The sequence below is a fragment of the Novosphingobium sp. Fuku2-ISO-50 genome (assembly GCF_001519055.1).
Classification (GTDB): domain Bacteria; phylum Pseudomonadota; class Alphaproteobacteria; order Sphingomonadales; family Sphingomonadaceae; genus Novosphingobium.
This window is the reverse complement of sequence record NZ_KQ954288.1, coordinates 51,103-76,810: the sequence shown is the minus strand read 5'-3', so window position 1 is coordinate 76,810 and position 25,708 is coordinate 51,103. Positions and strand designations below refer to the sequence as shown.

The following is a 25,708-nucleotide window of genomic DNA, read 5'->3' as shown; positions in this document are numbered from 1 at the left end:
GACGGCGGGGCACTGGCCGGGGGTGGGGTGCACGAAACGGCTGTTGCAGAACCGGTTCTTACTGTTCTGGTTGTCCCCGGCATGCATTGCGCCGGCTGCATGGCCAAAGTCGAGCGCACGCTTGGCGGGCTCGACGGCGTCGTCTCTGCACGGGTCAACCTGACTGCCCGGCAAGTCGCGGTGGCCCACCGGGCCGATGTCGCCATCCCCGATCTGGTTGCCAGTCTTGCCCACGTCGGGTTTGAGGCACAGCCGCGCCTGGAGATGGCCGAGCCGGTTTCGGCAGTGCGCCCTTTGCTCGCGCCGCTGGCGGTTGCGGCGTTTGCCTGCATGAATGTCATGCTGATGTCGGTCTCGGTGTGGTCCGGGGCCGATGGCAACACGCGTCTTTTGTTTCATTGGCTTTCGGCAGCGATCGGCGTGCCGGCGATTGCGTTTGCCGGGCGGCCGTTCTTTGCTTCGGCGTGGTCCGCGCTCAGGACGTTTTCGACCAACATGGACGTGCCGATCTCGATCGGGGTGATCCTGGCCACGGCGCTGTCATTCTATGAGACGATGACCGGCGGCAAGGAGGCGTGGTTCGACGGCACGCTGATGCTGTTGCTGTTCCTGCTGGCCGGGCGTGCGCTCGATGCGATGATGCGTGATCGCGCCCGCGCGGGTGTCGACGCGCTGTTGCGTCAGGCGCCGGGCGGGGCGCTCGTTGTCGATGACGATGGCGCAACGAACTGGACCGCTTCGGCAGACCTGGTTCCCGGCATGGTGATGCGTGTGGCTGCCGGCGAACGGCTGGCGGCCGACGGCGCCATCGTGCGCGGCGCCAGCCGGTTCGACCAGTCCTTGCTGACCGGCGAAAGCGCGCCTGTGCCGGGCGCTGTCGACAGCCTGGTACTGGCAGGAACGCTCAATCTGGAAAACCCGGTCGATGTGCGGGTGACGGCGACGGGCGAGGATACCTCGCTGGCCGAGATTGCGCGGTTGATGGAAGCGGCGGGGCAAGTGCGGTCGCATTATGTGCGGATCGCCGACCGTGCTTCGCGGCTCTATGCCCCGGCGGTGCATACGCTGGCGGCGCTGTCCTTCATCGGCTGGATGCTGGCGGGAGCGGGCGTCTATCACGCGCTCGTGATCGCGATTTCGGTGCTGATCATCACGTGTCCTTGCGCGCTGGGGCTTGCCGTGCCGGTGGCGCAAGTGGTTGCGGCGGGCGCGCTGATGCGGCGGGGGGTTCTGGTCAAGGACGGCTCGGCGCTCGAACGCATGGCCGAAGTCGATCACGCGCTGATCGACAAGACCGGCACGCTGACATTTGGTCGGCCGGTGGCCGATGCGGCCAGCCTCGATGCGCTGGACAACGACGAAGCTGCGGTTGCGCTGGCACTGGCCAGCCACAGCCGCCATCCTTTGTCGCTGGCGCTGTCGAAAGCGTTGGCATCGCGCGGTGTGCGCGCGGCGACGCTCGATGAGGTGAGCGAAGTCGCCGGGCGCGGCGTCGAAGCGCGCCGGGGTTTGCAGACGGTCTCGCTGGGGCGTCCGGGCGGGGCCGAGGGCATGGCGACCGCGTTGGTGATCGCCGATCGGCCCGTGCGGATCATCCGCTTTGCCGATGGCCTGCGCCCCGATTGCGATGAGGCGCTGGCGCGGCTGCGCGCGATGCGGATTGAATGTGCGATCCTGTCGGGCGACAATGCGGCGGCGGTAAGCGAAGCGACGCGCGCGACCGGGCTACCCGGGCGGGCGGGCGCCAGCCCGGCCGACAAGCTGGCGGCGATCACGGCCTTGCAGAAGGTCGGTGCCAAAGTGTTGATGGTTGGCGACGGGCTTAACGATGGGCCCGCGCTGGCGGCGGCGAATGCCTCGATGGCGCCGGGCACGGCAAGCGATGTCGGGCGTCAGGCGGCGGATATGGTGTTTACTGCCGATTCGCTGTTGGCGTTGCCGCGTGCAGTGGCCGTTTCGCGCGCGACGATGCGTGTGGTGCGGCAGAATTTTGGCATGGCGATCGCCTATAACCTGCTGGCGGTGCCGCTGGCCATGGCTGGCGTCGTGACGCCGCTGGTGGCGGCGGTGGCGATGAGCAGTTCGTCCTTGCTGGTTATCGGCAATTCCTTGCGCCTCGCGCGCGCTGCGCGGTGATTGGCGTGGGCCGGACAATTCGAGCAGAAGGTTTCGCGCGATGACCTCGCTTGCCATGTTGATACCGATCGCGCTGGGCATGGGGCTTTTTGGCCTTGCCGCGTTTTTTTGGGCGCTGCGGCGCGGGCAGTTCGCCGATCTCGATGGCGCGGCGGCGCGTATCCTGATCGATGATGATCCGTCCGGCCCCGATGTGGGCAAGAGCCTGGAGGATACCATTCCGGAGAACAAGGCGTGACGCGTTTGGCCATCGCGACGCCGGGCGGCAAGATTTGCCCTATCGCAATGTCTGCCGGTGCGATCGGCGATATGTGTCGCAGCGGTGAGGATGATGCCGATGCAACCTGAGCGTTTTGCCGATTGGACGTATTACCCCGAGTTGCTCGCGCAGCCGGTGCCGCGCTATACCAGCTATCCGACCGCTGCAGAATTCACCGACGACAATTTCGAGGCGAGCCAGCGCAAGGCGCTGGAAGACGTGCGCGGCGATGTCTCGCTCTATCTGCACATCCCGTTCTGCCATGAAATCTGCTGGTATTGTGGATGCAATACCGGCGCTGCCAACCGGACGCAGCGGCTGGCTTCGTATCTTGACGCGCTCCATGCCGAAATCGTCTCGGTTTCCCGGCTGCTTGACCGGTCGGTGCGGATCACGCGCATCGCCTTTGGCGGAGGCAGCCCCAATGCGATTTCGCCGACCGATTTCGTGCGTCTGATCGACGCGCTTCTGGTCAATTTCCGTGTGCCCTGGCCGGTTTTTTCGATCGAGCTTGATCCGCGCAGCCTGACTCCTGCCTGGCTGTTGGCCATTCGCGGCATTGGCGTGATCAAGACGAGCCTTGGCGTCCAGACGTTCGATCCGCGCGTGCAGGCGGCAATCGGGCGGGTTCAGCCGCGCGAGGATATTGCCCGCGCTGTCGAAGGATTGCGCAAGGCAGGGGTCGAATCGATCAATTTCGACCTGATGTACGGCTTGCCGTTTCAGGACGATGCGGTGCTTGCCGCCACGCTTGATGAAGCGACGGCGCTGGGCGCCGATCGCATCGCGCTGTTTGGCTATGCCCATGTCCCGCACATGATCGCGCGCCAGCGGCGGATCGATGCCAGCAGTCTGCCCGATCAGCGGCAGAGGTTTCGCATGGCCGCCGAGGGCTATGCGCGCCTTGTCGCCTCGGGGTATCAGCCGGTCGGCTTCGACCATTTTGCCCGGCCCGGTGACGGTCTGGCGCAGGCCGCGCTGAACGGGTCGCTGCGGCGCAATTTTCAGGGCTTTACCGATGATCCGGCGCCGGTGCTGATCGGGCTGGGCTCGACTTCGATCAATCAGTTCGAAACCGCGTTTATCCAGAACGAAAAGAACACCGGGCGCTATCGCATGCTTGCCGGTGCCGGGCATTTGACCGGGCGGCGCGGGGTCGTGCGCACGGCGGAGGATCGGCGGCGCGGCGCGGTGATCGAGGCGTTGCTGTGCCAGGGCGAGGTGCAACTCCCCAATGATCTCGCGGCTGCTGCTGCTGCGCGGTTGGCACCATTTGCAGAGCGCGGGCTGATTCGCTGGGATGCGGACACGCTGATTCTCGAACGTGGCAGCGAACCGTATGCCCGCTCGATTGCGGCTGTGTTCGATGCCTATCGCAGCGAGGAGCGCCGCTTCAGCTCTGCTGTCTGACTTGGTAATAAGTATGCGGTCATGGTGTTAGCGGCTGCGTCAGGCGCCGATGCAGGCTAGTTTCCCGCGTCCATAGATGCGTAGGAAACCCCATGAAACCGATTGAAACCATCATGCGCGCCGCGCCGGTCATTCCGGTGCTGGTGATCGAGGACGCAAGTCATGCGGTTCCGGTGGCCCGCGCGCTGGTCGCCGGGGGGCTGCGTGTGTTGGAAGTGACCTTGCGCACACCTGTCGCACTCGATGTCATCCGGGCAATGCGCACTGTCGAGGGCGCGATCGTCGGCGCCGGAACCGTGGTCAATCCCGACGATCTGAAGGCCGCGATCGATGCCGGCGCCGAATTCATCGTTTCGCCGGGGCTCACGCCGCGGCTCGGCGAGGCGGCGGCGACCTCGGGGATTCCGTTTCTGCCCGGCACGGCCAATGCCGCCGACATCATGCTCGGGCTCGATCTGGGCCTTGCGCATTTCAAGTTTTTTCCTGCCGCGACTTCCGGCGGCTTGCCCGCACTAAAGGCATTGGCGGCGCCGTTTCATCAGGTAAAGTTCTGCCCGACCGGCGGTATCAATCAGGGCAATGCGGCGGAATGGCTGGCGTTCGATCCGGTGCTTTGCGTCGGCGGCAGCTGGCTGGTAGCCAAAGGCGCACCGGATGAGGCGGCGATCGAGGCCGCTGCGCATGCGGCGATGGCGTTGCATCGCTAAAGTTCGATGGCAAAGAGTGGACAGCGCCGGGCGGGTTCCGGGCGGCGGGCAAAAGGGATGGTACGCACGATGACAACGGTCCAGTCCCTGCGCGACCAGTTGCAGAACCTGCACGAGCGCACCACACAAACCCCGTTGTTCAATCCGGTGTTTCAATTGAGCCACGACTTGTCGCGGGAATTGGAAGCCGGAGCGATCACGCTCGATGACATCGAGGCGCTGGTCGCGGAACTGGAATGCGAAGCCTTGCAGACGCGCGCAGGGCGGCTGCGCGGGCTGGTTGCGCCCACCGATCCCGAGACAAACCTGGCGCGGATCATCGCCCTGCTGCATGAAGAAGACGGCTTTTCGGAATTCTGCCGCCGCTGGCAACGGCCTTTGCTCCATGCCGTGTTTACCGCGCACCCGACCTTTTTGTTGACGCCCGGCGATGCCGATGCCGTGGCCGGCGCGGCGCTTGCCGACGATCCGCGTAGCGCAACGGTCTGTGCCGCGCCGGGGGCGGGGCCGCAGATCACGCTCGAATTCGAACATGCCGAGGCGCTTGCCGCGATCGAACGCGCTAGTATTGCACGCGATCGCATCAACACGCGCCTGCTGACGCATGCGCGCGCGCGCTGGCCGGGGCGTTGGCTCGATTTCCGCCCTTTGCCGTTCCGGTTTGCGAGCTGGGTCGGCTATGACATGGACGGGCGCACCGACATCGGCTGGAGCACGTCGATCCTGTTTCGCCTGCGCGAAAAGGTGCGCCGTCTGGCCAGCTATATCGATTGGCTGACCGCGATCGACCCGGCGCATCCGGCGCTGGGGACTCTGATCGCCGGGCGAGAGCAGGCGGCGGGCATGGCCGAGCTGTTTTCCCAGCCGCTGGCCGATCCGGCCGTTTTGTCAGACGTCGCCAACCGCATGACCGGCGACGATCCGGCGCGGCTCTTGTCGTTGCAGCCGATCATTGCGGGACTTGAAGCCGATGCGCGGGCCGCAGGCGATGACGCGGCGGTCGCCTATGCCGCGCTCGCGGCGGCGATGCGCGCCGATGGCCTTGGCATGGGCTGGATTCACTTTCGGGTCAATTCGTCGCAATTGCACAATGCCTTGCGTCGCCGGATCGATCCCGACGGCACGCTCGATCTGGGCAGCCGGGGTGCGTTGTCGCGCCTGCGCGAAGTTCTGGCGGCGGCGAAACCGCTGCGCGTCAATTTCGGCGCGCTGGCGATCGAGACGTCGACCGCGATGCGTCAATTCCTCGTCATGGCGCAGATCCTGCATCATATCGATGCCGATGCGCCGATCCGCATGCTGATCGCCGAATGCGAACAGCCGCAGACCGTGCTGGCCGCGCTCTATTTTGCGCGGCTGTTCGGGATCGAGGACAAAGTCGATGTCTCGCCGCTGTTCGAGACCGAGACGGCGCTCGAACATGGCGGTCGCTTCCTCGATGCACTTTTGGCCGAACCGGCCTATCGCGCTTATGCGCGGCTGCGCGGCCGGGTGTCGATCCAGACCGGCTTTTCCGATGCGGGTCGGTTTCTTGGCCAGATCCCGGCGGCGCTGGCGATCGAGCGGTTGCAGGGGCGGCTGGCCGAAGCGATGCGCGCGCACGAACTGGCCGATGTTTCGGCGCTGATTTTCAACACGCATGGCGAAAGCATGGGGCGCGGGGCGCATCCGACCGGCTTTGCCGACCGCCTGTCATGGCCGCTCAGCCGTTGGGCGCGCAGCCGTTTTGCCCGCGCCGGCGTGCCGATCGAGCCCGAAGTGAGCTTTCAGGGCGGCGACGGCTATCTGTTTTTTCGCAATGACGAGCTTGCTCTGGCAACGCTGACCCGCATTGCCGAAGCCGAAGTCGAATTGACGGGCGAATATAGCCGCGATGCCTTTTACGATCGCACCGATCTCAGCCTCGATTTCTATCGCTCGATCCGCCGGGTACAGCGCGAATATCTGGACAGCGCGACATATTCGCGCGCGGTCACCGCGTTTGGTCTGGGCATGCTCAAAGGCACCGGCAGCCGCGTCTCGCGCCGCCAGTCGGACATACTGTCCGACCGCACGATGAGCCTGCGTCAGATCCGCGCCATCCCGCATAACGCGATCCTGCAACAGATCGGCTATGCCGTGAACGTCATCGCGGGCGCGGGGACGGCAGCGGGCGAGGAAATCGAATCGATTGCCGAATTGCTGGGCAGCTCGGAACGGGGCAACCAACTGGTGCGGCTGTTGCGCGCGGCCAATGGGCTCGCCTCGATCAAGACGGTCGGCGCGTTCGGGGAATTGTTCAATTCGGCCTACTGGGCAAGCCGCCCTTATCGCGGAACCGAAACCGGACTGGAGCAGGGGTGCCTTGCGCTTGCCGAATATCTGACCAAGGATGACCGCGCCGGGGTGTTCCGCCGCATGGTGTCGCGCTTGCGCGTCGATTGGATGAAGCTGCACCGGTTGTTGTCGCTGGTGCCGGGGGCGCCGGTCGGTCGCGATGCCGCCTTCGATGAGGCGCGGCGCACGATCGGATTGCTCCAGGCCGTGCGGTTGACGCTGTTGATGCACATGTTCCTGCGCGCGGTGCAGGTGCCGCAATTTTCGCGCGCCAACGACATCAGCCGCGAAGACGTGCTGGAAATGGTGCTTTCGCTGCGCGTCGATGATGCCCTGGCGCAGTTGCGCCGGGCCTATCCGGTGATCGAGCCGCGCATCGGCGATTTCACGCTGAACGAGCCGTCGGATTACCCCGATCACGAAGCGGAAGATTACAGCGCGATCCGCAACCGTTTCATCGATCCGATCGACCGCGCCCAGGCACTCAATTTGCGCATCGCGGTGGCCATCGCGAATTATTTCGGCGCGCACGGGTAAGGGTGGCGGTCAGCCGATGAACAGGCGCCCGTGGCGCGGCCGCTGCGGGGCGTTGAAAATGGCCCCGGCAGACAGGCGGCTGCCGCGCACGACGAGCAGGATCAGGTCGCCCGGTTCGATGCGCACGTCTTCGCCGGGGTGCTGGATCGACTGGCCGCCGGTGCGGTCGATCTGGACGATGAAGAAGGCGCCGTTGCCGCGCCGTTCCGCCTCGCCCACCGACAGCCCGGTCAAGGCGCCGCGATCCCCCGCTGTAACGACTTCAAGATCGAGCCCGAAGTCATTGAGATTACGCTTGATTGTGCCGACTTCAGAAATGTCGCCGAGCATGCTTTCGGTGGCGGGAAACAGGATCAGTTCGGTGATCCGTTCGGCGCCGATATGGGTGGGCAAAACGACTTTGTCGGCGCCGGCGTGGAACAGCTTGCTTTCGGTCGACGGCGCTTCGCCACGCGCGATGATCTGCACTGTGGGATTGAGGCTGCGCGCCGAGAGCGTGATGAACACGTTGGCGGCGTCGTCGGGCAGCACACAGGCGAGCACGCGGGCGCGGGAAATCCCGGCCTGGCGCAGTGTCTCTTCGTGCGTCGCCTCGCCGGGCAGTGTCAGATAGCCCGCAGCCCGCGCTTCTTCGGCCTTGGCCGCGTCGCGCTCGATGATCAGAAAGGGGTGCCGCGCCTCGGTCAGGGCCTTGGCCAGCTGCACGCCGATGCGGCCATAGCCGCAGACGATCGCGTGCGAGTCGAGCCGGTCGATTTCAGTCTGCATGCGGTCGAGCCCCAATAATCGGCGGAACTGATAGAGATTGAACACCTGGATCAGCGCGCCGGTCAGCACGATCATGCCGGTGCAGCCGAGCACGATGGTCATGATCGTCCACATCCGCAGGAACGTGGTATCGATCGGCCTGACTTCGCCATAGCCCACCGAATAGATGGTCAACAGCACCATATAGGCGGCGTCGCCCAGCGGCCAGCCGGCCATCGCATAGCCGATCGTCGACACCACGAAAACGCAGCCCACCCAAACGATCGTGCCGGACAGCAGCTTGAGCGGCGAATCGAGCAATCCGCCCGCGCCATGGCTCGGCCCATACGGGGGCCCGCTATGTGGTGTTTCGCCCGCCATCGAAGTGCTTGCCGGTTTGGCGCATCAGACCCCGGTTTGTCCAGCATGGCGCGCCGGAGACCGAAAATCGGCGCGACAAGCAAAAGGGCGCAACCATCCGGTTACGCCCCAAAGCCATGCGCTCCTGCGGCAAATGCTTACTTCGGTGCGAGCACCATCAGCATCTGGCGGCCTTCCATGCGCGGAAAGGCTTCGACTTTGGCCAATTCGGCAACATCGTCCTGCACCTTGCGCAGGAGATTCATCCCCAGTTGCTGGTGCGAGAGTTCGCGACCGCGAAAGCGCAGGGTGATCTTCACCTTGTCGCCGTCTTCGATGAAGCGCTGCACATTGCGCATCTTCACGTCATAGTCGTGATCGTCGATGTTCGGACGCATCTTGATCTCTTTGATCTCCTGCGTCTTCTGGCTCTTGCGGGCGAGGTTGGCCTTTTTCTGCGCCTCGTAGCGGAACTTGCCGACATCGAGGTACTTGCACACCGGCGGATCGGCGTTGGGCGACACTTCCACGAGGTCGAGCCCGACTTCCGCAGCCTGGTCGATCGCTTCGCGCGTGTACATGATTCCCAGGTTTTCGCCGTTCTCGTCGATCACGCGCACTTTGGGCACGTTGATCATCTGATTGAAGCGAGGCCCGCTCTTGACGGGGGGCGCCATCATGCGCCGGGGAGGGGGAGCTATGTTCGGTTCTCCATTTGTTGCTGTCGATGGGCGGAAATTCAGTTAGCGCTCATAACACATCGCGCCAACAGATAAAGGGCCAAGCGTGCCTTGTGCGAATTCGCGCGTGCCATTGTGAAAAACCATTGTGAAAATGGGCATCAGGACATGCAAATTCAAGCGGCCGCAGCGCGCCACAAGGCAAAGTGCGCGATGCGGCCGGCGGCGGGCACCAGCGCATCGGCGGCTTGCGCAGGCTGGAGCGCGGCGCGGATCGCCGGGGCGGCGGCATCGAGTCCCCCGGTCAATGCGCCGAAGGCGGGCAGGACCATGCGGCTTTCGCTGGCCACCACGCAGGGCCGGACGATCGCGCGGCCGCGCTGCACCACGCGCAGGCGCGGGTGAAAATGGCCCGACAGTTCGGGGCGAATCTCGCCGGGGCGTGCCTCGTGCCGCAGCACGATTCCCGCGATGGTGGTTTCCGCAAGGTGCGTTCCCGGTGGAAGAGCGTGCTCCGACGGGCCCTTTTTGTCGTGATTCCCGGTGATCCATACCCAGTCTGTCGCGCGGGTCAGCGCTGCCAGCATCCCGGCGGCGTGCGGATCGAGCCGTTCGGGCCCGGCGGCATCGTGAAAATTGTCGCCCAGGCAAAAGACCCGTCGCGCAGCCGTCAGGCGCAGCGCATGGGCCAGCCGTTCGAGCGTTTCGCGGCTGTCATACGGCGGCAGCATCTGCCCTGTTTTTGCGAAATAGCTTGCCTTTTCAAGGTGTAGATCGGCAACCAGCAAGGCGCGCTGCTCGGCCCAATAAAGCGCCCGCAAGACATCTCCCCCGGTGCCGAGGCAGAACTCCTGATCCTGAAAGGTAAATGGCGCGAACGAAACGTGAACCATGATGGCCCCTTGCCGGATCGTTCCGGGATTGGCAAGGCCTCGGCTTGCGATGAGAGGCCTTGCATGACCGAGACGATCCCCACCGACTGGACGCCATCCACCGAGCGCGCCCGCGCCTGGTTTGAAAGCCTGCGCACGCGCATCTGTGACGCGTTCGAAGCGATCGAGCGCGAGGCGGGCAGCGACGCCGCCTTTGCCTTTACCCCCTGGCAGCGCGAACACGCCGGAGAGCCGGTAGCCAATGGTGCGGCCAGTGGTGGGGCCAGTGGCGGGGGCGGCGTGCAGGGGCTGATGAAGGGCAAAGTGTTCGAAAAAGTCGGGGTCAATGTCTCGACAGTCGGCGGCGCCTTCAGCCCGGAATTCGCATCGACCATCAACGGCGCCGATCCGCAAAACCCCGCCTTTACCGCGACCGGGATCAGCCTGGTGGCGCACATGGCCAATCCGCATGTCCCGGCGGTACACATGAACACCCGCTTTCTGACCACGCGCAAGGCATGGTTTGGCGGCGGCGGCGATCTCAATCCGCCGATTCCCTATGACGAGGACACCGCCGAATTCCATGCCGCGTTCCAGGCCGCCTGCGACGCGCACGATCCGGCCTATTACCCGCGTTTCAAGGCCTGGGCCGACGAATACTTCTATATCCCCCATCGCAAGGTCCATCGCGGCGTCGGCGGGATTTTCTACGATCATCTCGAATGTGGCGACGCCGACGCGTTCGAGGCGAATTTCGCGTTTACCCGGGCCGTGGGCGAGGCTTTTCTCGACGTCTTTCCCCGGATCGTGCGCCGCCGCATGGGGCTGGGGTGGAGCGCCGAGGACAAGCAGCAACAGCTCGTCTGGCGCGGGCGCTATGCCGAATTCAATCTGGTCTATGACCGGGGCACGTTGTTCGGGCTCAAGACCGGCGGCAATATCGATGCCATCTTGATGAGCCTGCCGCCCGAAGCGGTCTGGGCCTGATGGCTATTGCGCACGATCCGGCCGAGGCACCGCTCGCGCCGGGGTTCCACGGCATTGCGCCGGGCGATCTGGCGGCGGTGGTCACCGCGCTCGAAATGCGCGCGCCGCCGAAGACGCTGCGCCGACCGGGGATAGAGCCCGAGGTGCCGTTGCAGCTCGTGCGCTGGAGTGAATGCGCGCCCGACCGCTATCGCCAGCTCTATCGGCGGATCGGCGCGCCGTGGCTGTGGTGGTCGCGGCTCGCGCTTGACGATGCGGCGCTGACGGCGATCATTCATCATCCGGCGGTCGAACTTTATGCCGTGACCGATCGCGCGCGGGTCGAGATCGGCATGCTGGAGCTGGATTTTCGTCAGCCGGGCGCCTGCGAAATTGCCTTTTTCGGCTTCGTGCCCAAGGCGACCGGCAACGGCTTTGGCAAATGGCTGATGCGGCGCGCGCTGCAACGAGCCTGGTTCGGCAAGGCAGACAGCGGCGTGGAGCGGGTCTGGGTGCACACGTGTACGCTCGATGATCCGCGCGCCGTGGCGTTTTACATGCGGCAAGGTTTCGTGGCCCAAGCCCGCTTTGTCGAAGTGTTTCGCGATCCGCGCGCCGCCGGGCTGCTGCCTGCCGACGTCGGCGCGCTTCACCCGCTGATCGTCGACTGATCCGCGCGCAAACGCCCGACGATCATCCAGACCAGCCCAATGCCTGCCAGCGGCATCAGGTTGGCATGAAGCGGCAGCGCCGCCGCGCGCGTCGCCAGGGGGGCGAGCCAGAGCGCGATCACACAGATCTTTTCCCATGGCCGCCAACCATTCGTGCGCGCCATGCCGACCAGCCACAGCAGCGGCTGGACAAGAAACGGAAAGTCATAGCTGAACAGGTAGGGAGAGGCGATCGCCGTCGCGGCGAGCATCAGCGCACCCGTTCCCGCATTCGCGCCCAGCCGCCGCGTCTCGCCCCAGACGAGCACCACCATGGCCAAAGTGATCACGATTTGCGCGGCGATCGCCACGTTCGCTCCGGCAAGAACCCGGATCAGCGCATAGGGCGTTGCCATGCGCAGAAAGAATGGGCCTGCGTTCTGTTCCATCAGCACCGCGCTGACCTGAAAGCTTTTCGGCCAGGCCGCCCAGGTTTCGGGGCCGAACACCATGAGCGAAAGAAGGCAAAGCGCCAGCGCCGAAGCCGCGGCCGCGGCCAATGCGCGCCACCGTCGCCCGGCGATCAGCCATAGCGGAATGAGCAGCGCAAGATGCGGCTTTATCACCAGCGCGCCGAACAGCGCCCCGGCGATGAGCTCGGCGCGCGCGCCCTTGCGCGACAGCGCCAAGACCCCGGCGACGAGCAGCGCGCCCGTCACAAACCCGTTCTGCGCGTGGCACGCGGCGAGATAGGCCGCCGGGTATGACAGCAAGACCACCGGTTCGCCTGGCAGGAGACGGCGGCAGGCGAGGAACCAGGCCACCCAACTGCCCAGCGCCCAGGTCAGCCACGCCGCCCCATAGGGCATGAGCGCCAGTGGCCCGGTCAGGAACAGATAGGGCGGCGGATTGACATAGGCGACCATCTGCCCGGTGTGGCTGGCGGCTTGTGCGCCCTGTTCGGCAACAAGGTCGAAGGCCTGCCAGGGCGTGCCGGCCATCACCAGCCGGCCGGCGCCCCAAAAGGCAAGGAAATCGCTGCCGACATGGCCCGTGGCCTCGGCAAAGACATGCATCAGCATCGGCACATAGGCGATCAGCATGTAGATCGCCCCCGCACGCACCAAGGCGCGATCGGGCCAGCGATTGGCGCCCAGCGACGTCAGCCAACGCGTCATATGAGGCGGGGTGATCGTGGTCATGGTCGGTGACTTGCCCATTGCGCGACAGGTTAACCAAGAAATCCTGAACGAATCGTATTCGCGCGAAGCCCTTTTTCCTTGCCCTTTGGCCTCCCAAGCCCCCATCTTGGGAAAACCATGTTGCGTCAGTACGAACTTGTCGAGCGTGTGCTCGCTTATGCCCCGGATGCGGACGAGGCGATGCTCAACCGCGCCTATGTCTATACCGTTCAGAAACACGGCACGCAAAAACGCGCGAGCGGCGACCCCTATTTTTCGCATCCGGTAGAAGTCGCCGGGCTGATGACCGAGCTCAAGCTCGATCAGGAAACCATCATGACCGCGCTGTTGCACGACACGGTCGAGGACACGCTGGCCACGACCGAAGAGATCGAGCGGCTGTTTGGCGCCAATGTCGCGCGCATGGTCGACGGCGTGACCAAGCTTTCCAAGATCGAGACGATGACGGAAAGCGAGCGCGCGGCGGAAAACCTGCGCAAGTTCCTGCTCGCGATGAGCGAGGATTTGCGCGTGCTGCTGGTCAAGCTGGCCGACCGGCTGCACAACATGCGCACGCTGCATTTCATCCGCAGCGAGGAAAAGCGCCGCCGCATCGCGCGCGAAACGATGGAGATCTATGCCCCGCTGGCGCAGCGCGTGGGCATGTACGAATATATGCGCGAGATGCAGTTGCTGGCCTTTCAGCAGCTTGAGCCCGATGCCTATGCCACGATCACCGGTCGGCTGGAGGCCATCCGTGCCGCCGGCGAAGGACAGGTCGATGCGATCGCGCTGCAGATCAAGCAGGCACTGTCGGGGGCGGGGATGCGGGTCGAAGTGGCCGGGCGCGAAAAACACCCTTATTCGATCTGGAAGAAGATGGCCGAGCGCCATGTCTCGTTTGAACAGATCACCGACATCATGGCGTTTCGCGTGCTCACCGACGGCGAGGACGAATGCTATACCGCGCTCGGCGTGCTGCACCGCACGTGGCAGATGATTCCGGGCCGGTTCAAGGACTATATCTCGACGCCCAAGCTCAACGGATACAAGAGCCTGCACACCACGCTGATCTACAACAACGCGATGCGCGTCGAAGTGCAGATCAAGACGCAGGACATGCACCGCACCAACGAATACGGGCTTGCGGCGCACTGGGCGTACAAGCAGGGCGGAGGACAGCCCGATGGGCAAGTCGGCTGGCTGCGCGATCTGGTCGAAATTCTCGATGCCAGCAGCGATGCCGAGGAACTGCTCGAAAACACCAAGATGGCGATGTACCAGGATCGCATCTTCGCCTTTACGCCCAAGGGCGCGCTGTTTCAGCTGCCCAAGGGCGCGACGCCGGTCGACTTTGCCTTTGCGGTCCATACCAATCTGGGCGCGGCAGCCGTCGGCGCCAAGATCAACGGTCGCCATGTGCCCTTGCGCACCGCGCTGAACAATGGCGATGTGGTCGAGATCATCCGCAGCCGCACGTCCGAGCCGCAATTGTCCTGGCTGTCGTTTGCGGTGACCGGCAAGGCGCGTGCGGCAATCCGCCGCGCCGTGCGGCAAAAGGAACGCGCCGACATCGCCGTGATCGGGCGCAAGCTCTATGAGGAAATCATCGAGCGACTGCCCACCAAGATCGGCAAGAAGGCGCTGGCCGAAGCCATCCGGCGGCTGAAATTCACCAGCGAAGAAGACCTGATGGTGGCCATCGGCCAGGCGCGGGTGAGTGACCGACAGGTGATGGAAGCGCTTGTCCCCGGCAGCGCCGCGCAATTGCCGCAAGGCGAGGAATGGCCGCAAAATGCCTGGCCGCGCCAGCAACGCGCGATTGCGGTGCGCGGGCTCAGCCCCGGTGCGGCGTTTCAACTGGCGACCTGTTGTCACCCGGTGCCGGGCGATCGCATCATCGGGCTGCGCCGTCCGGGCGCGGGGGTCGAAGTCCATTCGATCGATTGCCTGCAACTGGCCAATGGCGTCGATGCCGACTGGATCGATCTGTCATGGGATACGCGCACCGACGGCGCGGTCGGTCGGCTGCGCGCCGAATTGTACAACCGACCCGGGACATTGGCGGAAATGGCCGGGATTTTTGCAAAAAACCACGCCAATGTCGTCAATCTGGAAATGACCCAGCGCGAAAACCCGTTTCACACTTATCTCGTCGACCTCGAAGTGCGCGATCTGGCGCATTTGACCCGGATCATCAGCGCCTTGCGGGCGAGCGACGCGGTGGCGCAGGCCGAACGGATCTGACAAGGTCATCCCTCGCTTACGCCAAGCGCGGCATTGTCCTGCCCGATGGTCGGCGCGGGGCCGGTTTCGCATGCGCCGACCGAAAAATGCACAGGCGCCTTCAGATGCAGGTATTCGCCCTCGCTGGGGTGCAGGCGATGCTGGAACATGCCGACTTCGATCAGATGGGGATCGGCGGTTACATCGGCCAGATCGCGCACCGGCATCGCCGGGATCTGGTTTTCGGCAAACAGGCGCATCCATTCGGCATTGGTCTTTGCCGGAGTGCGCCGCGCGATTTCGACATAGGCCTGGCTGATATGGGCCATGCGGTCGCGCGTCGTGGCAAAGCGTGGCTCTTGCAGCAGGTCGTCGGCACCGATCAGCGCAAAGACTTTCTGCAGCGCGGCGTCGGTATAGGGCACGATGCTGATATGGCCGTCGGCGGTCGGAAAGGGCTGGCGATGCGGGTCGATCTGGCGCGGATAGCCGGCGGGCTCCAGCGGGGGCACCAGCGTTGCGCCAAACAGATGTTCCTGCATCATGAAATGGGTAAAGGCTTCGAACATCGGCACTTCGACGAATTGCCCTTCGCCAAAGCGCAGCTTGTGCACGATCGCGGCAAGGATCGCATAAGCGCCGTGAAGCCCCGCGACTTTGTCGGCGATCAGCGAGGGGACAAAGCGCGGCGCCGGATTGCCGTCGGCGCGCGGCAAAAGCGTGGTCGTGCCGGTCGCCGCCTGGATCACGTCATCGTATGCCTGAAGATCGGCATAGGGCCCGTCGGAGCCGAACCCGACGCAATGCACATAGACGATGCCGGGCCGGATCGCGCGAACCGCATCATAGCCAAAGCCCAGCCGTTCGATCGCCCGCCCGCGCACATTGTGGATAAACACGTCGGCTTCGGCCAATTGGCGTTCGAGCGCGGCCTTGCCCTCCGGGGTCTTGAGATCGACCGCCAACGACCGTTTGCCCTTGTTGAGATTGAGCGTGCAGGGGCCCATGCCCGGCGTCGTGCGGAATTGGCCGGCATGGCGGAACTGATCTCCGGTCGGGCCTTCGACCTTGATCACATCGGCGCCAAGGTCGGCCATGATCTCTGTGGCATAGGGCCCGAAGACGACGCTGGTCAGATCGACAATGCGAATGCCTTCAAGCAGTTTGCGCGCCGTCACATTCGTTCTCCTGCATACCGGCGTTCTCCTGCATACCGGGACAGCCTCCTTAATTGAACGATTAAGAAGGCGCAACCAGCGCCGGATTCAAACCCGCAGCGTGGCCTCGATCGTGTCGCCCGCAATCAGTCCTTCGGCCTTGCGCACTTTGGCCGAGACCGGGATCGACCAGCCTTTTTCGTGCAGCGGAAAGGCCGACGTGCGCCATTCGCTGTCGCCGATGCGGATAGTCAGCTTGAGCGAGCCAAACCCGCTGCGTCGCCCGGTTTCGAGCCGGTGCATCAGCGCGGCGGCATCGAGCGCCTCTGCCACCGGCGCGGGCACGCCGATAAAATGCCAGGTGCCATGGCTTTCGCTGTGCCACTGCACCAGCGTGGTCGTGAAGGAATGGCTTTCCGCGCCGCCGGTGATCTCGCTTTCGTCGATCATGGCACGCGGCGCACCGGCACCGGCACATTGCACGCATCGACCCCGCCTGCCGGCTGGATGAAGAAACGGTCGCGGCGATTGGCCCGCGCGGCGGCATAGCGGACAAAGGTGCCGCCATGGGTCGACAGCATCTGATAGGTCGGCAACCCTTGCACATCGGGCCCGTTGCGGATCGCGACAATCGGTACGCGCTCGGCCGCCTTGGTATAAAATCCGATCGGCCCTGTCCCGCGCGGCAGGCTCGAGAGGATTTCGATCCCTTCGATGACGCGGCCGACCAGCGCGATATTGCGATCAAGCTGGCGCGGCGCCTGTCCGATCACCGCGTAAAGCTCTGCGCCGCTGCCGGTATCGGGCGGATTGTCGCGCCCGACGCCGACCATGCCATAACAATGCAACGGCCAGGCATGGTCCTTGTCGAGCCCGACCGGCCATCCGTCGATGATTCGCGTTTCGCCCGCATAAGCATCCCCGCCCAGCGAGAGCGCGCTTTCCGCCGCTGCGGGCAGGGCAAAGCGGGGCGCCAGATAGGCGCTTTCGCTGTTGTCGACGAGGCCGGGGGGCAGAGGCTTTGCCTTCGCCTTGTCATCGCCATCGGGATCGCCCCATTGCACGACATAGTTGTCCTGCAGGCGGTTGACGCTCGTCCCGTCCCACCAGTGCGCCGCCGCCAGCTTGCGGATATTGCCGATCCACCCTTGGGAAAATGGCGCGGGCAGCAACTGGATCACCACCCGGCGCGCATGCCCCGTCGCATCGGGCGCAAGGTCCATGACCAGAAGATCGCTCGGCGCAATCGTCACCCATTCTCCTGCCGGTGCCCCGGCCACGATCTCGGGCGGTGTCGGCACATCCTGTGCACAGGCCGGGCACCCCGATGCCGCCGAGGCGAGCACGGCGAGCGAGCGCAGCGAAAAACCGGAATGGGCGAAGCGGATGGGCAAAAGCGACATAAACCTGTCATGCCACTGCCTGCGCCCTTGCGAAACCCCCGGCATGCGGCTAGGCGCACCACCTGTCCAGTGCATGCGGAGCGGTGGCCGAGTGGTCGAAGGCGCTCGCCTGGAAAGTGAGTATACGCCAAAAGCGTATCGAGGGTTCGAATCCCTCCCGCTCCGCCATCCTGCCCTGTCATTCGGTCTCTGACTGCGCTGTATTGGCGTGGTTTGCGCGGAGTTAGCCGCAGATAAACCGTCGTCAGGACGCGGTAAATGCGGCCTGATTTGTACCGGTTTTGACGCAGATGTCTCCGCCGTGACGGGCCGGGCTGCGGTTTGGCGGCGGGTTTCCGCCGATCGGTTTCCTGCCTGCCTTCTGCGAGCCGGGCAAAGCCTGAACACGACAAAGTCCGCGCTTGGGTCAAGGGCTTCTGGTCCGGCAGTGCCGAGGACGAGCGCACCGCCACTTTCCACGCGCTCGTTCTCCACCATCACGAAACAGCGCAGCGATCTGAGATTCAGTTTCATACCTTCAGGGTATGGGAACCAGACCGCAACGATCTTTGCCATCGGGCGGCAAAGAAGGCTAGCCACGAAACACCAATCATACCTGGAAAGAACGGCTGGAATGGCGCTGCTCGCTAAAATCGATACGTTCATCATCGATCTGCCGACCATTCGTCCGCATGTTCTCGCGATGGCGACGATGCACCGCCAGTCGATGGTGCTGGTGCGGATCACCGATTCCGATGGCATCGAGGGGATCGGTGAAGGGACGACGATCGGCGGGCTGAGCTATGGTGATGAAAGCCCTGAAGGTATCAAGCTGGCCATCGATACCTATATCGCGCCACTGCTCGAACAGGTTGACCTGTCGCGGGTCGGGTCGGTCATGGCGACCATCGGCAAATACGTCGTGAGCAATCACATCGCCAAATGCGCGGTTGAATCCGCGCTACTGGATATCGCGGGCAAACGCCTTGGTGTGCCGGCCAGCGAACTGATCGCGGGCGGGCGCCGCCGCGACAGCATGCCGGTAGCCTGGACTTTGGCCAGCGGTGAGACCGGCACCGATATTGCCGAGGCCGAGGCAATGCTCGAAGCGCGCCGCCACAACATCTTCAAGTTGAAGATCGGCAAGCGCCCGGTCGCCGCCGATGTCGCGCATGTCGGTGCGATCAAGGCGGCGCTGGGCGACCGCGCCAGCGTCCGGGTCGATGTCAACCAGGGCTGGGACGAAGTGCAGGCCGATCGCGGCATGGCCATGCTGGCCGATGTCGGCTGCGACCTGGTGGAGCAGCCGATTGCCCGCCATGCCGTGGCAGCGATGGCGCGGCTGTCGGCCCGGCACGCCATTCCGATTATGGCCGATGAAGCGCTGCATGGCCCGATCGACGCCTTTGCCATTGCTGCCAATGCCGGTGCGCGGATCTATGCGATCAAGATCGCCCAGTCCGGAGGGGTATTTCCGGCGCATGCCGTCGGCATGATCGCCGATGCAGCGGGGATCGGGCTCTATGGCGGCACCATGCTGGAAGGCACAGTCGGCACGGCGGCTTCTGCGCACTTGTTTGCAACGTTTGCGCAGTTGCAGTGGGGCACCGAACTGTTCGGCCCGCTGCTGCTGACCGAAGATGTCGTTACCGAACCGCTGACATATGCTGATTTCGAATTGCGCGTTCCGACGAGCCCCGGCCTTGGCGTCGCGTTCGACGAAGACAAGCTCGCGCATTTTCGCCGCGACCGCACCACAAGCCACCACACTCTTCAGGGAGCCTGAGCCATGCTGTTTCAGGTTGAAATGACTGTCACCATCCCGCTCGATTTCGACAAGGTCGAGGCCGACCGGATCAAGGCGGTGGAGCTTGCCTATTCGCAAAAACTGCAGGAAACCGGCGAATGGCGCCACATCTGGCGGGTGGTGGGCCAATACGCGAACGTGAGCATTTTTGACGTTGAGAGCAACCAGCGGCTGCACGAGATCCTGATCGGCCTGCCGCTCTATCCGTTCATGACCATCAAGGTCACGCCGCTGTGTCGGCACCCTTCATCCATTCGCGACGACGACCGCTGAGCTTTCTTGGTGCTAATGCTTTCTTGGGAGAGAAACCATGCTTCAGAATTTTGTCCAGACCCCAGCCATCCAGACCCTGCTTGACCGCGCCAGCGGCAAGGATGTCGAAGGCGGCAACGACCGCCTGAAGGTCATCCTGCGTGACCTGCTCGAAGCGGCGATGACCATCATCGTGCGCCATGACGTGTCGGAAAGCGAGTTCTGGCAGGCGGCGAAGTATCTGGCCGATGGCGCCGGTGAAATCGGCCTGATCGTGCCGGGCGTGGGCCTTGAACACTTCATGGACTTGTACCTCGATGCCAAGGATGCCGAAGCCGGGCTGACCGGCGGCACGCCGCGCACTATCGAAGGCCCGCTTTATGTTGCGGGCGCGCCGCTGGTCGACGGGACCAGGGACGTCAATCTGACCAGCGACGAGGACGACACGACCTCCCTGTTCATGAACGGCAGCGTGACCGGCCCCGATGGCGAGCCGGTCAAGGATGCCATCCTGCATGTCTGGCACGCCAATTCACAGGGCTGGTATTCGCACTTCGATCCGACCGGCGAACAGACCCCGTTCAACAACCGTCGCCGCATCAAGCTTGGTGCCGATGGCCGTTATGCGTTCCGTTCGAAAATGCCCAATGGCTACTCGGTGCCGCCTGCCGGCGCGACCGACCTGTTGATGCAGGCGCTCGGGCGTCACGGCAATCGCCCGGCGCATGTGCATTTCTTTGTCGAAGCGCCCGGCTATCGCACGCTGACCACGCAGATCAATTTCGGTGATGATCCGTTTGCTGCCGACGACTTTGCGTTCGGCACCCGCGAGGGCTTGCTGCCAGTGCCCAACCGCCAGGGCGACAGCGCACACATCGCGTTCGATTTCGTGCTGCAACGTGCCGACAGCCAGGATGCGCAAGGCTTTTCGGCGCGCGCCCGCGCTGCCGCCTGAACCCTGGCCGGAGGAAGCGGCCATGACATCGTTGCGCGAACGCATCGAAACAGCGGTGGTTGATGATCCGGAAAACGGCGTTTTCCACTTGGGCAGGCCGGGCGCGCGCACCGGCGGGCGCTATGCGCCGGCGTTCATGTGCGTAGGCGTTGGCTAGTGGTCCGATTCTGACATTTGCACCCGCTCTCGGCCAGGTGGTGCGCAAATGTCAGAATCTTTTCGGACCACTATAAACTTTTGATTCTAGTGGATTTTCCGTTTTTGACATTTGCGACCGTGCTATCCGGATGGCGGGATGCAAATGTCAAAAACAATCCACTAGGGCATTGGCCTGATTGTGGAGCGGGTATGACAGACGGATCGATCACTACCGGCGATGGCTGCGCCATCGCGTATCGTTTTGATGGGCCGGCAGAGGCGCCGGTCCTGCTGCTGTCCAACTCGTTGGGCACCACGATCGACATGTGGGCGCCGCAAATGGCGGCGTTCACCGCGAAATTCCGCGTGCTGCGTTATGACAGCCGGGGCCATGGACAATCCGGCGTACCCGCTGGCGGCTATTCGCTCGATCGGCTTGGGCGCGATGTCATCGAATTGCTCGATGCCTTGCAGATCGAACAGGTCGATTTCTGCGGGTTGTCGCTCGGCGGCATGATCGGCCAGTGGCTTGGCATCCGCGAGGGCAACCGCCTGCGGCGATTGGTGCTGGCCAACACATCGGGGTTGATGGCACCGGCGTCGGCGTGGGATGCGCGCATCGGTCTGGTGCGGGAATCAGGCATGGCACCGTTGGCACAGGCCTCGGTCGCGCGCTGGTTCACCGAGGATTTTGCCGCAACAGCGCCTGATGCCATAGCCTCCGTCCTCGCCATGCTGCGCAGCATCGACCCGCAAGGCTATGCCGGATGCTGCGCAGCGATCCGCGACATGGACATGCGGCGTACGGCCAGCCTGATCGGCACACCAACGCTGGTTATCGGCGGCGCTTTCGATCCGGCCACCCCGCCTGATCACAGCGAGGCGCTTGTCAACGCGATCGCCGGGGCACGACTGGTGATGCTCGATGCCGCGCATTTGTCGAATGTCGAGCAGCCGGAAGCATTTGCGCGCGAAGTTCTGACCGTCCTCTCGGTATAGCCACCGCGGGACGGGTCCATCGCTCCGAATATCGGGGGCAAATGTCAAAATCGGACCGCCAGGCACCGTGCGATCGCGTTGCCGTCAGTGATCGGCCCGCCACGATGTGTCGGCCATGATCCATGGCATACCCGGAAAATACGGGGCCAATTTTGGATTTCTACTGATGACTGATCATGGTTGACTGCGCCCAGCGGCTATTGACTGCAGTCCCCGCCTTTCTGCGATTGGAAGCTTGCTCCTATATCGATGCTTCACAGTCTTCGAATTGAAATCATATCGGTCGGTTTGACGGCGCCGGCATCACCCGGCCAGAGCAGTTTCAATGAATTGCCGGCGCCTTGGCAATCCGATCATTCAGAAAGACGGGGTAGGCCATGGTCGATGTGCGCGATGAGATTGGCGTCTATGAATACAGCGGCGGGATCGTGGGCCCAGGTATCACACCTGCGGCGACGATCCGGAGCGGGGGCACAATCCGAACCGGCACGCCCCCGGGCTGCTGGGGGCCGATGATTACGCCCAAGTTTCAGGGCGGGCACGAAGTGACGCGGCCCGTCATGGTCGAAGGGGCCGACATCGGCGATGCCGTGGCCATCAGGCTCAAGACAGTGCGGGTGACCTCGCTCGCGACGTCATCGGGAGTGATGGAATTCGTTGACGGACGTTATCTCGGCGATCCGTTCGTGGCCAAGTTGTGCCCGGCCTGCGGTACGACCAGCCCGTCCAGCCACATCGAGGGCGTTGGCGACGATGCCGTCCATTGCGATGCGTGCGGCGCGGAAGTCAGCGCATTTCGTTTCAGCAACGGTTATGTCATCGTGCTCGACCGCGAAAACAAGGTGTCCTTGACCGTCGGCAAGGATGTGGCGGAGAGATTGGCACGCGACGCGAAGGCAAATGCCGCCATGCCCGAACATTCGATGCAGCATTCGATCCTGTCGCTGGCGCGGGCAGATATCTCCGGGCTTTCGGCAAGGATGCGGCCATTCCTGGGCAATATCGGAACAATTCCTTCGCGTGATTTGCCGGATTCGCACAATGCAGGGGATTTCGGCTCGTTCCTGATCGATGCGCCACACGGCTACAGTTTCTCGCAGGACGAGCTGAACCGGCACAAGACCGACGGACACATGGACACCAACTCGGTGCGTGAGGGCGCGATCCTGATTTGCCCGGTCAAGGTGCCGGGGGCTGGTATCTACATGGGCGATATGCATGCCCAGCAGGGCAACGGCGAGATTGCCGGCCACGCCACCGACGTCGCCGGCGAGGTCGAATTGCAGGTCGAGGTGGTAAAAGGGCTGGAACTCGACGGGCCGATCCTGCTCCAGACCGTCGAGGACTTGCCGTTTCTCGCCCGGCCGATGAGCGCGGCAGAGCGCGCCGCAGTCGCGGCCCTGGGCGCGAAATATGGTCAGACACAGATCGAGGATAACGCGCCGATCACATTTATCGGCTCTGGAGCCAATCTCAATGACGCCACCAGCAATGGGCTCGACCGCGCGGCCCGGGTGACAGGCCTGCCATATGACGAGATCCTCAACCGGGCCACGATCGCGGGGTCTGTCGAGATCAGCCGCCTGCCCGGCGTGGTCCGCGTCACGTTCCTGTGCCCCACCCCGATCCTCGCGCGCATGGGCATCCTGCATCTGGTCGAGGAACAGTATGGCCCACGGGACAGGTAAATACCTGCGGCATGCGGATAGCAGAATGCGGTGCCGGGATAGCGCGGCGGACCCGCGCACGGGTAAGCTCGGCGGCATCAAAGTTGCGGTGCTGCGGCGGCCCGTGGGGGCTTTGTCCGCGGGCGGGATCAGATTGAGAGGAAGACAGCGATGGCCACTCAGGTAAGTTCGACTGACAAGGCGCCGGGCCGTTGGGCCAGAAAATATCCCGAACTGGGCCAGGAGCCGCTATCTGTCTCGCCTTATGTGGACCCTGAATATTACGCGAGGGAAAAGGCGAAAATATTCAAGAAGCAATGGCTCTATGTGGCGCTCGAGCGCGAGCTTCCCGAGCGCGGATCGTACAAGGTTCGGCGGCTGGATTGCGCCGATACCTCGATAATCATCATTCGCGGCAAGGATGACGTGATCCGGGCATTCCATAACGCCTGTTCGCATCGCGGCAATACGGTGGTCACGGAAACCGGGCAAGAGACTTATGGCCGCAATCGTGCGGGTGTGGTTACCTGCCGGTTTCACGGCTGGGTCTACGATGCGAAGGGCGATCTGGTCAGCGTTCCTCAGGAGGATCGCTTTTACAGCTGCTTCGACAAGAAGGAAAACGGACTAACCGAAGTTCACTGTGACACCTGGGCCGGTTTTGTCTTCGTCAATGTCGATCCGGGTCCGGTTCAGCCGCTCAAGGAATTTCTGGGCGGGTATGCCGATCATTTTGGCGGATTCGATTTTTCTGCCTGTGACTATGGCTTTACCTATCACACGACACTGAACTGCAACTGGAAGGTCGCGTCGGACGCCTTTGCCGAGGCCTATCACGTCGATACGATCCACGCCGGCTCGTTCCCCAATGTGTTCGAGGGGGCAATCGAGGATGTGCAGTTGTTTGGCCCGCACCGAACCTGTTCGGTGCGCCTGCAGGTGGAGAATCTTCCGAAAACCCCGATTGGCGATTTGGCCAACCAGCGCTCGCGCGGTTCGCTGGCGGCGGTCGGCGGGGCATCGACTCTTCCCCCGACGCTCAATCCCGATCGCGAAGAGGACTGGGCGTTCGAGTTGAGCGCGCTGTTTCCCAGTGTTCTGCTGCACGTTTCCGAGGGGATCTGGTTCACGCACCAGTTCTGGCCGATTTCCCATGACAAAACTTTGTGGGAAGGGAAATATTACCTCAAGAAACCCCGCACCTATAGCGAACTTTGGGGCTTTGAGCGTGCAATGGTTTTGCAACGCAATGCCTGGTTGGAAGATACCGCAACAATGGAAGACACCTATCGGGCGATGTTGTCGGGTGCAAAGAAATTCCAGCACCTGCAGGATGAGGAAATACTCATTCGCCACAGTTGCAAGGTCGTAGACCAATACGTTTGTTCCTGAGCGCGGGAGGGAGATTTATATCATGCAAAAAGATGCTACCGTTCCTCCGGGGTTCGAAAATCTGGCGAAGTATTCCAAGTGGTCTTTGCCGACCACGGACCAACGCGCGAAGGCACGCCGAGAGGCCACCAGCGCGGAACTGAGCGAATTCTACGACGAAGTCCTGCCGTATCTCGAGAAAATTCTCGATGAATGCGACAAGTATGAGCTCGGAACGCTTCCCGAAAGCCATCGGGGGATTTATGACATCGCCTTGTCTATGGCCGAGATCGCGCCGCACATCGAATTTTATAAAGGCGCGGTGGGCGTGCCATACGCCTTTGAGGAAGCGCGCTTTCTTGCTGTCCACGGTGCGGACGAAACCTGGCAGGCTTTACCCCCCAACGGCCCGCGTTGATGGTGATCGGCTCGATCGAGCTGCGTTTGCAGCGGCTGGAGGCGGCCGAAGCCATTCGGCAGTTGATCGCAAGGTATGCGGTCGGCGCGGATCGCAAGAACGATCCGGAGATCCTTGGGCCGCTGTTCAGCGCTGATGCCGTCTGGGAAGCGGAGGGGATCGCAAGGCTCGTGGGTCGGGCTGCGATAGCCGACGGGTTGGCCGCGCTTGCCGGAGATTTTGTCACCTGGTCTTTGCATTACATGGTTTCGCCGCACATCGTCGTGGATGATTCCGTGCAATCCGCAACGTGCCGTTGGTATCTCTGGGAACTGTGCACGATGAAGCGGCAAGACGGCACAACTGCCGATACTTGGTATGGTGGCTGGTATGACAGTCGCCTGAGTCTTCACGACGGCACCTGGCTGTTCGACCGTGTGAAGCTCGAAGCCCGACTGGCCAGCCCGAATAGTGTCCCATGGACAGGCAAGGCAGGCGGCACTCCCGACGCGCCCGTGCCTTTGACTATGAATTGA

At 63.4% G+C, this 25,708-nt stretch carries 24 protein-coding genes and 1 tRNA gene; 18 read left to right on the top strand and 7 right to left on the bottom strand.

Annotated elements, in window-relative coordinates:
- The first annotated feature begins 81 nt into the window (after positions 1-81).
- The 5 genes from AQZ50_RS07575 to AQZ50_RS07555 all read left to right on the top strand — a co-directional run bounded on the left by AQZ50_RS07575 (position 82) and on the right by AQZ50_RS07555 (position 7,365).
- Positions 82-2,136: a heavy metal translocating P-type ATPase gene (locus AQZ50_RS07575; protein WP_369801399.1), complete on the top strand. Its 2,055-nt coding sequence runs from the start codon at positions 82-84 to the stop codon at positions 2,134-2,136.
- A 40-nt stretch (positions 2,137-2,176) separates the two neighbouring features.
- Complete coding sequence (gene ccoS, locus AQZ50_RS07570; RefSeq protein WP_067744951.1) at positions 2,177-2,374, top strand: cbb3-type cytochrome oxidase assembly protein CcoS; 198 nt, start codon at positions 2,177-2,179, stop codon at positions 2,372-2,374.
- Between the two features lie 99 nt (positions 2,375-2,473).
- Entirely contained in the window at positions 2,474-3,805 is a 1,332-nt protein-coding gene (hemN, locus tag AQZ50_RS07565) for an oxygen-independent coproporphyrinogen III oxidase (protein WP_067745378.1), read from the top strand.
- 92 nt (positions 3,806-3,897) lie between these two features.
- The gene (eda, locus tag AQZ50_RS07560; protein WP_067744949.1) at positions 3,898-4,512 is read left to right on the top strand and encodes a bifunctional 4-hydroxy-2-oxoglutarate aldolase/2-dehydro-3-deoxy-phosphogluconate aldolase; all 615 of its coding nucleotides are present in this window, start codon (positions 3,898-3,900) and stop codon (positions 4,510-4,512) included.
- A 69-nt stretch (positions 4,513-4,581) separates the two neighbouring features.
- Complete coding sequence (locus AQZ50_RS07555; protein ID WP_067745375.1) at positions 4,582-7,365, top strand: phosphoenolpyruvate carboxylase; 2,784 nt, start codon at positions 4,582-4,584, stop codon at positions 7,363-7,365.
- A 9-nt stretch (positions 7,366-7,374) separates the two neighbouring features.
- Here the strand turns inward: AQZ50_RS07555 and AQZ50_RS07550 are convergent, their stop codons facing one another.
- The 3 genes from AQZ50_RS07550 to pdeM form a co-directional block, all read right to left on the bottom strand.
- Positions 7,375-8,493, bottom strand: a complete 1,119-nt coding sequence (locus tag AQZ50_RS07550; protein ID WP_067744946.1) for a potassium channel family protein — start codon at positions 8,491-8,493, stop codon at positions 7,375-7,377.
- Between the two features lie 137 nt (positions 8,494-8,630).
- Complete coding sequence (infC, locus tag AQZ50_RS07545; protein ID WP_067744942.1) at positions 8,631-9,152, bottom strand: translation initiation factor IF-3; 522 nt, start codon at positions 9,150-9,152, stop codon at positions 8,631-8,633.
- A 176-nt stretch (positions 9,153-9,328) separates the two neighbouring features.
- Entirely contained in the window at positions 9,329-10,045 is a 717-nt protein-coding gene (pdeM, locus tag AQZ50_RS07540; protein WP_067744939.1) for a ligase-associated DNA damage response endonuclease PdeM, read from the bottom strand.
- Positions 10,046-10,108: 63 nt separating this feature from the next.
- Between pdeM and hemF the strand changes: the two genes are divergently transcribed.
- Both hemF and AQZ50_RS07530 read left to right on the top strand, forming a co-directional pair.
- Positions 10,109-11,011, top strand: a complete 903-nt coding sequence (gene hemF, locus AQZ50_RS07535; RefSeq protein WP_067744936.1) for an oxygen-dependent coproporphyrinogen oxidase — start codon at positions 10,109-10,111, stop codon at positions 11,009-11,011.
- Entirely contained in the window at positions 11,011-11,661 is a 651-nt protein-coding gene (locus AQZ50_RS07530; RefSeq protein ID WP_067744933.1) for a GNAT family N-acetyltransferase, read from the top strand. Before hemF ends, AQZ50_RS07530 begins: the two co-directional genes overlap by 1 nt.
- On the opposite strand, the gene AQZ50_RS07525 is transcribed toward AQZ50_RS07530, so the two are convergent.
- On the bottom strand, positions 11,640-12,842 hold the full coding sequence (locus AQZ50_RS07525; protein WP_231730160.1) for a glycosyltransferase family 87 protein: 1,203 nt from the start codon (positions 12,840-12,842) through the stop codon (positions 11,640-11,642). The two genes, AQZ50_RS07530 and AQZ50_RS07525, sit on opposite strands and share 22 nt — an antisense overlap.
- A 117-nt stretch (positions 12,843-12,959) precedes the next feature.
- Here AQZ50_RS07525 and AQZ50_RS07520 point away from each other — a divergent pair, with 117 nt between their 5' ends.
- Positions 12,960-15,068 (top strand): RelA/SpoT family protein, encoded by a 2,109-nt coding sequence (locus AQZ50_RS07520; RefSeq protein ID WP_067744928.1) that lies wholly within the window; start codon positions 12,960-12,962, stop codon positions 15,066-15,068.
- A 5-nt stretch (positions 15,069-15,073) separates the two neighbouring features.
- Here the strand turns inward: AQZ50_RS07520 and AQZ50_RS07515 are convergent, their stop codons facing one another.
- The 3 genes from AQZ50_RS07515 to AQZ50_RS07505 form a co-directional block, all read right to left on the bottom strand.
- Positions 15,074-16,225, bottom strand: coding sequence for a CaiB/BaiF CoA transferase family protein (locus AQZ50_RS07515; RefSeq protein ID WP_067744926.1), 1,152 nt, complete (start codon positions 16,223-16,225; stop codon positions 15,074-15,076).
- An 87-nt stretch (positions 16,226-16,312) separates the two neighbouring features.
- On the bottom strand, positions 16,313-16,654 hold the full coding sequence (locus AQZ50_RS07510) for a DUF1905 domain-containing protein (RefSeq protein ID WP_231730159.1): 342 nt from the start codon (positions 16,652-16,654) through the stop codon (positions 16,313-16,315).
- Positions 16,651-17,607 carry a peptidylprolyl isomerase gene (locus tag AQZ50_RS07505; RefSeq protein WP_067744924.1) on the bottom strand — a complete coding sequence of 319 codons (957 nt, stop codon included), beginning with the start codon at positions 17,605-17,607 and terminating at the stop codon, positions 16,651-16,653. Before AQZ50_RS07505 ends, AQZ50_RS07510 begins: the two co-directional genes overlap by 4 nt.
- 77 nt (positions 17,608-17,684) lie before the next feature.
- On the opposite strand from AQZ50_RS07505, the gene AQZ50_RS07500 reads away from it, so the two are divergent.
- From AQZ50_RS07500 to AQZ50_RS07455, 10 genes are all read left to right on the top strand, one after another.
- A tRNA-Ser gene (locus AQZ50_RS07500) sits at positions 17,685-17,775 on the top strand.
- Positions 17,776-18,220: 445 nt separating this feature from the next.
- On the top strand, positions 18,221-19,372 hold the full coding sequence (locus AQZ50_RS07495; RefSeq protein WP_067744922.1) for a muconate cycloisomerase family protein: 1,152 nt from the start codon (positions 18,221-18,223) through the stop codon (positions 19,370-19,372).
- 3 nt (positions 19,373-19,375) lie between these two features.
- Positions 19,376-19,666 carry a muconolactone Delta-isomerase gene (gene catC / locus AQZ50_RS07490; RefSeq protein ID WP_067744916.1) on the top strand — a complete coding sequence of 97 codons (291 nt, stop codon included), beginning with the start codon at positions 19,376-19,378 and terminating at the stop codon, positions 19,664-19,666.
- 37 nt (positions 19,667-19,703) lie between these two features.
- Complete coding sequence (locus AQZ50_RS07485) at positions 19,704-20,600, top strand: dioxygenase family protein (protein ID WP_067744912.1); 897 nt, start codon at positions 19,704-19,706, stop codon at positions 20,598-20,600.
- 22 nt (positions 20,601-20,622) lie between these two features.
- Positions 20,623-20,757 (top strand): hypothetical protein, encoded by a 135-nt coding sequence (locus AQZ50_RS21135; RefSeq protein WP_255354600.1) that lies wholly within the window; start codon positions 20,623-20,625, stop codon positions 20,755-20,757.
- A 191-nt stretch (positions 20,758-20,948) separates the two neighbouring features.
- Positions 20,949-21,737, top strand: a complete 789-nt coding sequence (gene pcaD / locus AQZ50_RS07475) for a 3-oxoadipate enol-lactonase (protein WP_067744906.1) — start codon at positions 20,949-20,951, stop codon at positions 21,735-21,737.
- Positions 21,738-22,114: 377 nt separating this feature from the next.
- Positions 22,115-23,425 carry an acetamidase/formamidase family protein gene (locus tag AQZ50_RS07470; protein WP_067744903.1) on the top strand — a complete coding sequence of 437 codons (1,311 nt, stop codon included), beginning with the start codon at positions 22,115-22,117 and terminating at the stop codon, positions 23,423-23,425.
- 150 nt (positions 23,426-23,575) lie between these two features.
- Positions 23,576-24,796 carry an aromatic ring-hydroxylating oxygenase subunit alpha gene (locus tag AQZ50_RS07465; protein WP_067744900.1) on the top strand — a complete coding sequence of 407 codons (1,221 nt, stop codon included), beginning with the start codon at positions 23,576-23,578 and terminating at the stop codon, positions 24,794-24,796.
- 22 nt (positions 24,797-24,818) lie between these two features.
- Complete coding sequence (locus tag AQZ50_RS07460; RefSeq protein WP_067744897.1) at positions 24,819-25,193, top strand: hypothetical protein; 375 nt, start codon at positions 24,819-24,821, stop codon at positions 25,191-25,193.
- Positions 25,193-25,708, top strand: coding sequence for a nuclear transport factor 2 family protein (locus tag AQZ50_RS07455; protein ID WP_067744894.1), 516 nt, complete (start codon positions 25,193-25,195; stop codon positions 25,706-25,708). Before AQZ50_RS07460 ends, AQZ50_RS07455 begins: the two co-directional genes overlap by 1 nt.

What these genes read in the sequence shown, in the direction of transcription:
- AQZ50_RS07575 (WP_369801399.1), top strand. Translation starts at nt 82, where the DNA reads ATGCATTGCGCCGGCTGCATGGCCAAAGTCGAGCGCACGCTTGGCGGG.
- ccoS (WP_067744951.1), top strand. Translation starts at nt 2,177, where the DNA reads ATGACCTCGCTTGCCATGTTGATACCGATCGCGCTGGGCATGGGGCTT.
- hemN (WP_067745378.1), top strand. Translation starts at nt 2,474, where the DNA reads ATGCAACCTGAGCGTTTTGCCGATTGGACGTATTACCCCGAGTTGCTC.
- eda (WP_067744949.1), top strand. Translation starts at nt 3,898, where the DNA reads ATGAAACCGATTGAAACCATCATGCGCGCCGCGCCGGTCATTCCGGTG.
- AQZ50_RS07555 (WP_067745375.1), top strand. Translation starts at nt 4,582, where the DNA reads ATGACAACGGTCCAGTCCCTGCGCGACCAGTTGCAGAACCTGCACGAG.
- AQZ50_RS07550 (WP_067744946.1), bottom strand. Translation starts at nt 8,493, where the DNA reads ATGGCGGGCGAAACACCACATAGCGGGCCCCCGTATGGGCCGAGCCAT.
- infC (WP_067744942.1), bottom strand. Translation starts at nt 9,152, where the DNA reads ATGATGGCGCCCCCCGTCAAGAGCGGGCCTCGCTTCAATCAGATGATC.
- pdeM (WP_067744939.1), bottom strand. Translation starts at nt 10,045, where the DNA reads ATGGTTCACGTTTCGTTCGCGCCATTTACCTTTCAGGATCAGGAGTTC.
- hemF (WP_067744936.1), top strand. Translation starts at nt 10,109, where the DNA reads ATGACCGAGACGATCCCCACCGACTGGACGCCATCCACCGAGCGCGCC.
- AQZ50_RS07530 (WP_067744933.1), top strand. Translation starts at nt 11,011, where the DNA reads ATGGCTATTGCGCACGATCCGGCCGAGGCACCGCTCGCGCCGGGGTTC.
- AQZ50_RS07525 (WP_231730160.1), bottom strand. Translation starts at nt 12,842, where the DNA reads ATGACCACGATCACCCCGCCTCATATGACGCGTTGGCTGACGTCGCTG.
- AQZ50_RS07520 (WP_067744928.1), top strand. Translation starts at nt 12,960, where the DNA reads ATGTTGCGTCAGTACGAACTTGTCGAGCGTGTGCTCGCTTATGCCCCG.
- AQZ50_RS07510 (WP_231730159.1), bottom strand. Translation starts at nt 16,654, where the DNA reads ATGATCGACGAAAGCGAGATCACCGGCGGCGCGGAAAGCCATTCCTTC.
- AQZ50_RS07505 (WP_067744924.1), bottom strand. Translation starts at nt 17,607, where the DNA reads ATGTCGCTTTTGCCCATCCGCTTCGCCCATTCCGGTTTTTCGCTGCGC.
- AQZ50_RS07495 (WP_067744922.1), top strand. Translation starts at nt 18,221, where the DNA reads ATGGCGCTGCTCGCTAAAATCGATACGTTCATCATCGATCTGCCGACC.
- catC (WP_067744916.1), top strand. Translation starts at nt 19,376, where the DNA reads ATGCTGTTTCAGGTTGAAATGACTGTCACCATCCCGCTCGATTTCGAC.
- AQZ50_RS07485 (WP_067744912.1), top strand. Translation starts at nt 19,704, where the DNA reads ATGCTTCAGAATTTTGTCCAGACCCCAGCCATCCAGACCCTGCTTGAC.
- AQZ50_RS21135 (WP_255354600.1), top strand. Translation starts at nt 20,623, where the DNA reads ATGACATCGTTGCGCGAACGCATCGAAACAGCGGTGGTTGATGATCCG.
- pcaD (WP_067744906.1), top strand. Translation starts at nt 20,949, where the DNA reads ATGACAGACGGATCGATCACTACCGGCGATGGCTGCGCCATCGCGTAT.
- AQZ50_RS07470 (WP_067744903.1), top strand. Translation starts at nt 22,115, where the DNA reads ATGGTCGATGTGCGCGATGAGATTGGCGTCTATGAATACAGCGGCGGG.
- AQZ50_RS07465 (WP_067744900.1), top strand. Translation starts at nt 23,576, where the DNA reads ATGGCCACTCAGGTAAGTTCGACTGACAAGGCGCCGGGCCGTTGGGCC.
- AQZ50_RS07460 (WP_067744897.1), top strand. Translation starts at nt 24,819, where the DNA reads ATGCAAAAAGATGCTACCGTTCCTCCGGGGTTCGAAAATCTGGCGAAG.
- AQZ50_RS07455 (WP_067744894.1), top strand. Translation starts at nt 25,193, where the DNA reads ATGGTGATCGGCTCGATCGAGCTGCGTTTGCAGCGGCTGGAGGCGGCC.